The sequence below is a fragment of the Methylobacterium goesingense genome (assembly GCF_022179225.1).
Lineage (GTDB): Bacteria > Pseudomonadota > Alphaproteobacteria > Rhizobiales > Beijerinckiaceae > Methylobacterium > Methylobacterium goesingense.
In genome coordinates this window covers 1-10,284 of record NZ_BPQL01000183.1, presented here as the reverse complement: position 1 = coordinate 10,284, position 10,284 = coordinate 1, and the positions used below count along the sequence as shown (strand labels likewise).

The 10,284-nt window shown below is 70.3% G+C and carries 9 protein-coding genes; 7 read left to right on the top strand and 2 right to left on the bottom strand.

Annotated elements, in window-relative coordinates; translation table 11 throughout:
• The 3 genes from MFF30_RS23845 to MFF30_RS23835 form a co-directional block, all read left to right on the top strand.
• Positions 1-1,216: NAD(P)/FAD-dependent oxidoreductase (locus MFF30_RS23845; RefSeq protein ID WP_238282627.1), on the top strand; the 1,216-nt coding region annotated here is incomplete at its 5' end.
• The gene (locus tag MFF30_RS23840; RefSeq protein ID WP_238282625.1) at positions 1,213-2,457 is read left to right on the top strand and encodes a cytochrome P450; all 1,245 of its coding nucleotides are present in this window, start codon (positions 1,213-1,215) and stop codon (positions 2,455-2,457) included. The genes MFF30_RS23845 and MFF30_RS23840, both read left to right, overlap by 4 nt.
• 151 nt (positions 2,458-2,608) lie before the next feature.
• Entirely contained in the window at positions 2,609-3,217 is a 609-nt protein-coding gene (locus tag MFF30_RS23835) for an AprI/Inh family metalloprotease inhibitor (protein ID WP_238282623.1), read from the top strand.
• Between the two features lie 27 nt (positions 3,218-3,244).
• Here MFF30_RS23835 and MFF30_RS23830 read toward each other — a convergent pair whose 3' ends face one another.
• Positions 3,245-4,978: an outer membrane beta-barrel protein gene (locus MFF30_RS23830; protein ID WP_238282620.1), complete on the bottom strand. Its 1,734-nt coding sequence runs from the start codon at positions 4,976-4,978 to the stop codon at positions 3,245-3,247.
• 268 nt (positions 4,979-5,246) lie between these two features.
• On the opposite strand from MFF30_RS23830, the gene MFF30_RS23825 reads away from it, so the two are divergent.
• The 4 genes from MFF30_RS23825 to MFF30_RS23810 all read left to right on the top strand — a co-directional run bounded on the left by MFF30_RS23825 (position 5,247) and on the right by MFF30_RS23810 (position 9,942).
• Positions 5,247-6,275: a KpsF/GutQ family sugar-phosphate isomerase gene (locus MFF30_RS23825; RefSeq protein WP_238282618.1), complete on the top strand. Its 1,029-nt coding sequence runs from the start codon at positions 5,247-5,249 to the stop codon at positions 6,273-6,275.
• Between the two features lie 68 nt (positions 6,276-6,343).
• Positions 6,344-8,290, top strand: a complete 1,947-nt coding sequence (mutL, locus tag MFF30_RS23820; RefSeq protein ID WP_238282616.1) for a DNA mismatch repair endonuclease MutL — start codon at positions 6,344-6,346, stop codon at positions 8,288-8,290.
• Between the two features lie 148 nt (positions 8,291-8,438).
• Entirely contained in the window at positions 8,439-9,221 is a 783-nt protein-coding gene (locus tag MFF30_RS23815) for a hypothetical protein (protein WP_238282614.1), read from the top strand.
• Positions 9,222-9,405: 184 nt separating this feature from the next.
• Positions 9,406-9,942 carry a hypothetical protein gene (locus tag MFF30_RS23810; protein WP_238282612.1) on the top strand — a complete coding sequence of 179 codons (537 nt, stop codon included), beginning with the start codon at positions 9,406-9,408 and terminating at the stop codon, positions 9,940-9,942.
• 85 nt (positions 9,943-10,027) lie between these two features.
• Here the strand turns inward: MFF30_RS23810 and MFF30_RS23805 are convergent.
• Positions 10,028-10,284 (bottom strand): MerR family DNA-binding protein (locus MFF30_RS23805; RefSeq protein ID WP_238282610.1); only part of this gene is annotated, 257 nt, incomplete at its 5' end.

Here is a 10,284-nt window from a genome sequence, read left to right as displayed (position 1 = left end):
GGGGGCCGAGCCGCACCGCCCCTACGACCGGCCGCCCCTCTCGAAGGCGGTGCTGACCGGTGCGGTCGCTCCCGATGCCACTGGATTGCCGAACCTCGTCGCGCTCGACGCGGACTGGCGTCTCGGAGCGCCGGCCGTCGGCCTCGACCGCACGAAGCGCATCGTGACTCGGGAAGGTGGCGAGACCATCGCTTACGACCGCCTCCTCATCGCCACCGGCGCCTCGGCGCGGGCCTGGCCGGATGCCGCCGAGGGCCGGCTGGCGGGGGTGCATACCCTGCGCAGCCGGGACGACGCGGAGGCCCTGCGCCGCGACCTGGCGGCAAGGCCCGCCCAGGTTCTCGTCATCGGTGGCGGGTTCATCGGCTGCGAAGTCGCGGCCGCTTGCCGGGACCTCGACCTGCCCGTGACCCTCGTGGAGACGGGGCCGACCCTGCTCGCGAGCGTGCTCGGCGCGCATCTCGGCGCGGTGGTCCAGACGCTGCACGAGACCCGCGGCGTCACGATCCGCTGCAGTGCCAAGGTCGAGGCCCTGGAGGACGACGGTACCGGCCGGGTCCGGCGCGCCCGTCTCGCCGACGGCAGCGCCGTTCCGGCCGATCTCGTCGTGGTTGCCCTCGGAGCAGTCCGCAACACCGGCTGGCTCGCCGGCTCCGGCCTCGCCTTCGACGAAGGGGGGCTCGACTGCGATGCACAGGGTTACGTCCTCGATGAGGACGAGCAACCCGACACCCGCATCGCGGCGGCTGGCGACGTGGCGCGCTTTCCCCATCCACTCTATCCGGGACACCGCATCGCCTTGGAGCATTGGGGACACGCGGTGGCGCAGGGGGAGCACGCGGGCCGTCTCCTCGCGGGGTGCGAAACGGCGCGCTACGCCGATGTCCCGGCTTTCTGGTCGAGCCAGGGCGGCATCACCATCAAGTCGGTGGGGCTGACCAAGGGCGCGGACGGTGTGGTGATCGCGCGAGGCGACCCCAAAGAAGGTCGCTTCGTGGCCGTCTACGGCCAGGAGGGACGCTGCATCGCCGCGCTCTCCTTCGACAGCGCACGCTGGCTTCCCGCCTATGCGGACAAGGTCGCTGCCGGAGCCCCCTTTCCGCCCGAGCCCGGCGGCGTGGATGCGGGACCCCTGAGAGTGTTCGCGCCGGGCTTTCCCGACCCCTCCGGGTCCGGACCGGACGATCCCGCGCGAGCCGGCAAGGATGAATCATGAGCGACGACACCCTGTTCGCCCGGATCAAGGACGAGGCCAACCGGACTGACCCGTACCCGCTCTTCGCGGCGTTGCGGGAGTGCCCGGTCTCGCGCCAGGAGGACGGCACCTACGTGGCGGCGAGCCACGCCGCGATCAGCAGCCTGCTGCATGATCCGCGCGTGAGTTCCGAGACCCTGCCGCCGGCCGACCGGCCGAAGACCGGCAATTCGCTCGCGGACTGGCTCGTGAAGCCCGTGCGCGATTACATCACGGACACGCACCGGCCCTTCATTTTCCGTGATCCGCCCGACCACGACACCCTGCGGGCCGCCGTGATGCATCAGTTCACCCATCAGCGGGTCCAGGCGATGCGCGCGCGCTCGCACCAACTGGTGGACGAAATCCTCGACAAACTGGGCGACGCGCGGACCATCGATATCGTCAACGATCTCGCCTACCCGCTGCCCGTGACGATCATCTGCGAACTCCTCGGGGTTCCGCCGGAGGACGAGGAGAAATTCCATGGCTGGGCGACGCAGCTGGCCACGGCTCTGGAGCCCGACAACCTCCAGAACGACGAGGCCCGGGCCGAGAACAGCCGCACCTTCGACGTCATCTCCGAGTACATGAAGGGTCTGATCGCGCAGAAGCGCCGGGACCCGCAGGACGACATGCTGACGGGACTGGCGGGGAAGGGCGCGGACGGCGCTCCCCGTATGGGCGACTTCGACCTCATCGCCACCGCGATCCTCATGCTGGTCGCTGGCCACGAGACCACGGTGAACCTGATCACCAATGGTATGCTCACCCTCCTGAGGCACCCCGAGGAGTTGAGGCGCCTGCGCGAGGACCCGAGCCGCGCGCCGCGCGTGGTCGAGGAGTTGCTGCGCTACGAGCCTCCGGTGCAGTTCCGGACGCGGACGGCGCTCTGCCCGATCCCGCACGGCGACGTGACGATTCCCGAGGGCGCGCCCGTGGTGCTGATGCTCGCGGCAGGTAACCGCGACCCGGAGGTCTATGCCGAACCGGACCGCTTCGACCCCGACCGGACCGACAATCGCCACCTCGGGTTCGGCGGCAGCCTGCACTACTGCGTGGGTGCCCCCCTGGCCCGGTTCGAGGTCGAGGCTGCCCTGGTGGCGCTGACGCGCCGGCTGAGGAACCCGCGCCTGATCGCGGACCCGCCGCCCTACCGGCCGGGTTCGGCCCTGCGCGGCCCCAAGCACCTGCGCCTCGCCATCGATGGCATCGATCCCTGAGGCACGCGCGCCACACCGGCGCGCAAACGCGGTCCACCACAGCGGATTCCCGTGAACGCACCACACGCTGCCTTGCGGCCAGCGCAATTGCCGGTGAGGCAGGCCCGAATGAGGGGCGTCTGCCCCAACCCCAGTTCGGAATTTGCCGCCGATGCCGCGTTCGCTCCTGTCGACAGCCGCTATCCTCGCGCTCACCGCCGGCCTCGGCGCCTGTGCCTCCCAGCGCTTCGACGGGCCGGTGCGGGGCCGCGCCGCGCCAGGGCCGCAGGCCTCCCTGGAGCCGATCGCGCCCGCCATGCCTTCGGGACCCGTGACCTCCGCCCCCCTGGCGCCGCCGCCTGGCGCGACGGCCGCACCGGCGGACTTCTCCCCGCCGGTGGGCGCCGACGTCGCCGTCGCCCCCGCCACTCCAGTGATTGCCCCCGAGCCCGCTCCCGCCATCGCGCCGGTGGCCCCGCCCCCGCCGCCGATCGTGGCCAGCGGCCGCTCCTCCGTGGTCGGGACCTGGAACGCCAAGGATGCCACGGGAGCGAGCTGCAAGGTCTCCCTGTCGAGCGCGCCCGCCCTCGACCTCTACAAGGCCAGCGCATCCGGGTGCCCGAACAAGGACCTGGCCAAGGTCACGGCCTGGGATTACCGCGACGGCGAGGTCTACCTCTACCAGCCGGGCGGCACCGTCACGGCCCGCCTGCGCCAGGGCGGCGGCGCCCTCGACGGCGCCCTGTCGAAGTCCGGCGCCTCTCTGGCGATGGTGCGCTGAGCCGCCGGAGCGATCCGGTCCGGCCGATCAGGGGTTGATTCGCAGGCCGAGCAGGAACGTGTTGGCGTGGAAGCTCGAACCCGACACGGAACTGTCCAGGCGCTGGTAGATGTAGCTGCCGCGCATGGCGAGCCAGCGATTGAAGCGGTAATCCAGCCGGGCGGTGGCCGAGAAGCCGCGTTCGTTGATGTTGACCCGGTCGTAGTCGTTCGAGAGCACGCTGATTCCGCCGATGAGCGAGAGGTTGCGCAGGAGGTCGTGTTGAACCTCCAGCGTGGCCGACTGGGTCAGGACACCGCTGGATCCCACCACCGTGGTCTCGGTGACGCCCGTGAGGGCGCTGAAGCGCACCGTCGTCAGGGGGCTCGCAAACCAGGTCAGGGCCGCGTTGACGACGGGTGCCGTCAGGTCGCGCAGGCTCGGATCGACGTAGGTCCGGTGCTGCAGGCCGACGGAAACCTCGCCGGTCACGAACCGGGCCAGCGCGAAGGTGGCGCCGCCCGACAAGGTCAGGCCGTCGGAATCGCGACGGATTCCGGTCGAATCCACCCGCATGTCGTAAATCCGATTGTCGGCCAGCACGTCGACGAACGGCGTGATCACCGGTGAGATCTCGTAGCCGGCCCGGAGCTGCACGCCGAACTGGTTCTGGTTGCGGTCGCTCTGCCGCAGGATGGCGCCCCCGGCGAGTTGCGCATCCTCGAACTCGGACCGGTCGAAGAGCCCGCGTACGGAGACCTGCATCCGGTTGAAGCGCTCCGTGACGCCGAACGTGGTGCCGTAGGTGGACACCAGCGGCCGGCTCGTCACCGCCGCAGCAAGGTCGGGCGTCCCTGCGCGCTGCGTGTCGAGGACGAAGCGTCCCTCCACGTCGACGCGCGTGTCCCGGTTGACGTCGACGCGCAGCCGCGTGGCGCCCACGCCGTTGGGACGGCTCGCGCCCTTGTTGTCGGGGTAATCGCTGTAGCCGCCGCGCAGATCACCACTCAATTCGCTGGACGACCAGTCGCTGCGGAAGAGCAACTCGCCGTCGGTCCGAAGGGCGAGGGAGGGCTTGGCGAAGCGGTTGTTGATCTGGTCCGGATTGCTGTCGTAGCCGACGCTCTGCTGAACCGCGGGCAGGACCGTGAAGGTGCCGACCTTGATGCCCAGCGGCGCGTAGGCTTCGTCGATGGCCAGCGGCCGGCGCAGGGCCGTGCCGAGAAAGAAGCCGGGCGTCTGCACGCCTGCGGCCGGCAGGAGCGTCGGCAGCGGCACGCCTACCACCGGGTTGCGGACCACGGGGGTCAGGCGCAGGTCGTAGGCGATCGTCTGCGTGACCGCGCGGGTGGGCCGGACGGTCGCAGAGCCGAGCCGGCGCGGGGGTGCCGCACGCTGGCGCAGCAGGTTTGTCGGCGCCCGGTTGTTGGCGCCGCTCGTGCCGCTGAAGACGGTGGCGCTGCCCGATCGGGCCCCCGCCAGGGCGCGGGTGGGAGAACGCGCCCCCGTATTTTCGCCGGAAGTCGGGCTGTCCGAGGCGCCGCTGCGCGTGGCGTCGGTGCCCGTCGTGCCCGGGGCCGTGAAAGTGTTGCCGCGCAGGCCGTTCGCCAGGAACGGGTTGGCGCCGGGGATGGCCTCGTCGGGTCGCGCGTCGCGGCCTGGATTGAAGGGAAACTGGGTCTGTGCGCGGAGCGTGCCCGGCGAGAGGACCAGGGCGGCCGTCACCGCGAGCCCGGCGAGGCTCCGGTTCGGCCATCCTGGATTGGGCGCTGCACGCGTCACGGATCGGGTCTTTCCGCTGTGCTTGCCGCCGTCCTCGGCGCATCATGCGGCGCATCGGAACGTCAAGCGTCGGACGCTTCGCTCCGGGTGAGCGAAACCGCCATGGTTAACAGGGCTACAACCGGCTCGGTTAATGGGGCGTCAACGCCGGATGGCGGTGTTCTTCGCGGGGGGGCGGAGCCGCCATCCGACCACATTCGGGCGCCATAGCCGTCTCAATTCCGGGTCGCCGCGCGGCCCACGACCAGACGAAGGATACGGGCCCGGTATGGCTCCAGCAGACAACGCCCTGGCACAGCGCCCGCACCTCACCGCGGTCGAGACCGCGCAGTCCCCGGCGGTCGCCTCGGCCCTGCGCACCATCGAGACCGAGCGCGACGGGCTCGCCTGCTTGATGGAGGCCATCGGCAACGGCCTCGGCGAGGCCTTCACCGCGGCCGTGGCCCGCATCGCCGGCGCGAAGGGCCGCGCCATCCTCACCGGCATGGGCAAGTCCGGGCATGTCGGGCGCAAGATCGCCGCGACGCTCGCCTCCACCGGCACCCCCGCCCTCTATGTCCACCCGGCCGAGGCGAGCCACGGCGATCTCGGCATGGTCCAGCCGGAGGACGTGGTGGTCGCCCTGTCCTGGTCGGGCGAGACCACGGAACTCGCCGACATCATCGCCTACGCCAAGCGCTACCGCGTCGGCCTCATCGCGATCACTGCCAATGCCGGCTCGACGCTCGGGCGCGAGGCGGATGTCTGTTTGACCCTACCGAAGGCCCGCGAGGCGTGCCCGAACGGGCTGGCGCCGACGACTTCGACGGCGATGCAGCTGGCGCTGGGCGACGCCCTCGCGGTGGCGCTGCTGGAGCATCGCGGGTTCTCCGCCCGCGAGTTCTCGATCTACCATCCGGGGGGGCGTCTCGGCGCCTCCCTGCGCCAGGTCCGCGAAGTCATGCACGGGGGCGCCCAGTTGCCCGTGGTGGCGCGCGGCACGCCGATGCGCGCGGCCATCGCGGAGATCGACGCCAAGGGCTTCGGGTCCGTGGTGGTGGTGGAGGCGGACGGGCGCCTGGCCGGCATCCTCACGGACGGCGACCTGCGCCGCAACGTCTTCCGCACCGACCTCGACAGCCTGGCCGTCGAGGCGCTGATGAGCGTGCGGCCCCGCACCGTCGCCCCCGAGACGCTTCTGGCCAAGGCCCTGGAGATCCAGGAATCGATGAAGATCACCGCGCTGATCGTCGTCGAGAACGAGTGCCCGGTGGGCCTCGTCCACTACCACGACCTCCTGCGCTCGGGCGTCGCCTAGACCTTTCCCCGGCGGTTCGCGCCGGTAGCCTTTCGGGCGGGGGGCGGGCCTCCTATACTCGGGCCGGCATGACCACGCCCCTTCGTCCCGTCCGCCGCCTCGATCCGATCCTCGTCGACCGCATCGCGGCGGGCGAGGTCGTCGAGCGGCCGGCCTCCGCCGTCAAGGAACTCGTCGAGAACGCCATCGATGCGGGCGCACGCAGCATCGAGGTGACGATCGAGGGGGGCGGCCGCCGCCTCATCCGCGTGGTCGATGACGGCGCCGGCATGAGCGCCGACGACCTCGCCCTTGCGGTCGAGCGCCACGCCACCTCGAAGCTACCCGGCGGCGACCTCACCCGGATCGACACCCTGGGCTTTCGCGGCGAGGCACTGCCCTCGATCGGCGCCGTGGCCCGGCTGACCCTGACGAGCCGAACAGCGGATGCCGACACCGGCGCCACCCTCACGGTGGATGCCGGGGTGAAGGGCGAGGTCCGCCCCGCGCCCAGCGCACGCGGCACCCGCATCGAGGTAGCGGACCTGTTCAGCGCGACGCCGGCACGGCTCAAGTTCCTCAAGTCCGACCGGGCCGAGACCGCCGCCATCGGCGACATCCTGCGGCGCATCGCGGTGGCCCAGCCCGGCATCCGCCTCGTCCTGCGTCCCGAGAGCGGGGCCCCGCAGGTATTCCCGGCCGAGGCCGATACGGGGAGCGCGGCGACCCTGCGCCGGCTGACCGGTGTGTTCGGGACCGATTTCGCCGCCAATTCGGCGCCGCTCGCCATGGCGCGCGAGGGCTTCGCGCTGACCGGACATATCGGGCTGCCGAGCTACCACCGGGGCAACGCCAACCAGATCCACTTCACCGTGAACGGTCGTCCGGTGCGCGACCGCTTGCTGCTCGGGGCCGTGCGGGGCGCCTATGCCGATACGATGAGCTCGGACCGGCACCCGGTCCTGGCGCTCGCGATCCTGTGCGACCCCGCTCTCGTCGACGTCAACGTGCACCCGGCCAAGACGGAGGTCCGCTTCCGCGACCCCGGCCTGATCCGAGGGCTCATCGTCAGCGCGATCCACGAGACCCTGCGGCAGGCGGGCCTGCGCGGCTCGACCACGGGGGCGGCCCGCACCCTGGACGCCCTGCGTCCGGCAAGCCTCCCCACATCGAGCCTCCCCCCATCAAGGTTCCCCGGATCGGGTTACGCCCTGCATTCGGGTGCGAGCGCTTACCCGGCGCCGAGCGCCGCGCAACCCCGGGGATGGCCGTCCGTGGCGGCGCCGTCCGGTTACTCGGCGCCCCGCGCCCCCGCCTTCGCGGGCCTCGCCGAAGCCCCCCAAGCGGCCTTCCAGCACGATTTCGCGGTCCCCTCGGCGGATCTGAGGGCGCCTCCCGAGGGGGAACTCGCCGAGGCCGTGGCGCAACCCCTCGGGGCGGCGCGGGCGCAACTGCACGAGACCTACATCGTGGCCCAGACCACGGACGGCCTCGTGCTGGTGGACCAGCACGCGGCGCATGAGCGCCTCGTCTACGAGCGCCTCAAGGGGGAGCGGGCACGCGGCGGCATCGCCCGCCAGGGCCTGCTGATTCCCGACGTGGTGGAGATGGCGCCGGGGGACGCCGAGCGCCTCGTGGCCGCCGCCCCCGATCTCGACCGGCTCGGCCTGACCCTGGAGCCCTTCGGTAGCGGCGCCGTGCTGGTCCGCGCCGTGCCCGCAGCCCTGGCCAACGCCTCGATCCGCAACCTCGTCGCCGACATCCTCGACGCGCTCACCGCGAGCGGGCTCGAGGACGACAGCCCGGACGGCACCGACGAAGGCGGCGGGCCCCTCGGCCGCCGCCTCGACGCGATCCTCTCGCGCATGAGTTGCCACGGCTCGATCCGGGCCGGGCGGCGCCTGCGGCCAGAGGAGATGAATGCCCTCCTGCGCGAGATGGAAGCGACACCCTTCGCCGCCACCTGCAACCACGGCCGTCCGACCTTCGTGGAGCTGAAGCTGCACGACATCGAGCGACTGTTCGGCCGCCGCTGAGATATCGTTACAGAGTTAAAGCGAAGCGATTCCAGCACAAGAGCGAAGCGATTCCAGGATAAGGGCGAAGCCTGGCCCGCGATCCCGATGACGTCTCCTTAAGCCTTCGTAGACATGATGCGTCGAAAGCCGACGGTCATGTGAACGAATGGTCAACCAGTCCTTAATCGACGAAGTCGCTGACCTTCTGGTCGAGCAAGGCATTCGGGTCACCCACATGTCGGTGAACGAGGCCCTGAGGGAGCGCGACCGTCGTTTGGGTGGCCCTGGCCGCGGGAAGTCCCTGCGCGACCTGCAGGCCCCCCTCGCGGACTGGAAGCGGCGACGGAGGTACCGGGCCTATCTCGCCCACCTCGACCTTCCGGAAGAGATGGACAAGGCGATTGCGACCTTCGTCGAGCACGCCATGGCGGTGGCTCGCCGACACGCCGGTCCGGATGCCCCGTCACACGAACCCGCCGAGGTAGCCCAACCCGAGGCGATCCTGACGCGGCAGTTCGCCGATTTCGCCGAGTCGATGCAGGGGCAGATGAATGCCTTGGCGGAGCAATTCAGCAGCCTGCGTGATCAGGTCCCTTCGACGGCGGCCGGCGAGGCCAAGGCCGCAGATCTCAAGAGGGAAGATAGACGTCGCGGCCTGGCGGCCGCCGCCGGCCGCTTCTTCTGGGACCGCATGATGCAATCGTTCATGGAAGCCATCCGCGAACGTGGCCCGATGACGGCCATCGAACTCCTAGACACCCTGGACGAGGACGCCCTGGCTATGGCCCGGGCCGCGTTCGAGGACGTCACGACCTCCGTGATCAAGGAAAAGGTCGAGTTCCGCATCTCCAAGGGCAACTACTTCCGCCATGCACCGGGCGGCCGTTACGACGTCCTTCCCAAGCACGGGCCCCGAGCGAAGAGGGGAGGCGGCACCTCGGACGAATGATGTGGGCGGGTGCGCGACGGCAGCCTCAGGCCACCCGAAAGCGCGATGCTGTATTTACAGCAAAACAGCTACGCAGGAAAACGGCATGCTGCGCCTGCAGGATGTTCAGCAGGGTCCGGACGGCAAGGCCGCCTTAACGAGGTGCTGTTAATACAGCTTGCTGTAAAACTGGGGACCGCCCTTCATGGCGAACGAGCCGACGTCGCCGTCCATGGACAAGGCAATGGTCTACCTTCCCCGGGACATGCGCCGGGCGATGAAGGTCCGGGCGGCGGAGCAAGGCCGAACCATCAGCGACCTCTACGCGGAGGCCATCGGTGGCTACCTGAAATCGCGGGCCGACGCGTCCGAGGCAATTGCGCCCGAGGTCCGATCCACGCCGGTACCGCCCGCATCAGCCGCCGGCGCCATGCCGGAGGACATCGCCAAACGCATCCTGGATCGGGTCAACGGGTACGGGCGCATGATCGCGGAGATCCACACCCAGACCTCGGGGTTGGCGTCGTCGGCCGAGACACGGGCCGTGGCCATCGTCATCGCCGCCCTATGCAAGGCAGTGCCTCAGGGTATCAATACGGCGGCCATCAAGACGCTTCTCAAGTCGGCAGGCTTCAAGCAGCACGAGGTGGATTACGCCTGCGACACGCTGCTTCGGGCTGGCGTCGCCCGGCATCAGGGTGGGCGCTGGCACGCATTGGATGTCATCCCCGGTGTGATTTAGCCTCTGGCTACGTCACGGCGTTTTGGGGAGTGCGCCCGCGTGGGAACGCGGACCGATTTGCATCAGAGCGCAGGTTGCTTCCGCCTCAGTGGCTCCCGTGCGAGCACTTCCCGTGATCGGACAAAGTCTCGATCACACGGCATTCGCCGACGCGGCCTTGGCCGCATTCCGAGATCATCCGGTCGAGCTCGCCCCGAAGCGCCATCAGCCGCTCGATCCGCCGGTCGACCTCGGCTAGGTGGCGGCGGGCGATCAGGTCGACGTCGGCGCATGACCGGTCGGGGTGCGCGTTCATCGTCAGCAACTCCCGGATGGCGTCGACCTCGAAGCCGAGCTCGCGGG

Bases quoted from the DNA above. Each gene is read 5' to 3' on its own strand.
- MFF30_RS23840 (WP_238282625.1), top strand. From the start codon at position 1,213: ATGAGCGACGACACCCTGTTCGCCCGGATCAAGGACGAGGCCAACCGG.
- MFF30_RS23835 (WP_238282623.1), top strand. From the start codon at position 2,609: ATGCCGCGTTCGCTCCTGTCGACAGCCGCTATCCTCGCGCTCACCGCC.
- MFF30_RS23825 (WP_238282618.1), top strand. From the start codon at position 5,247: ATGGCTCCAGCAGACAACGCCCTGGCACAGCGCCCGCACCTCACCGCG.
- mutL (WP_238282616.1), top strand. From the start codon at position 6,344: ATGACCACGCCCCTTCGTCCCGTCCGCCGCCTCGATCCGATCCTCGTC.
- MFF30_RS23815 (WP_238282614.1), top strand. From the start codon at position 8,439: ATGGTCAACCAGTCCTTAATCGACGAAGTCGCTGACCTTCTGGTCGAG.
- MFF30_RS23810 (WP_238282612.1), top strand. From the start codon at position 9,406: ATGGCGAACGAGCCGACGTCGCCGTCCATGGACAAGGCAATGGTCTAC.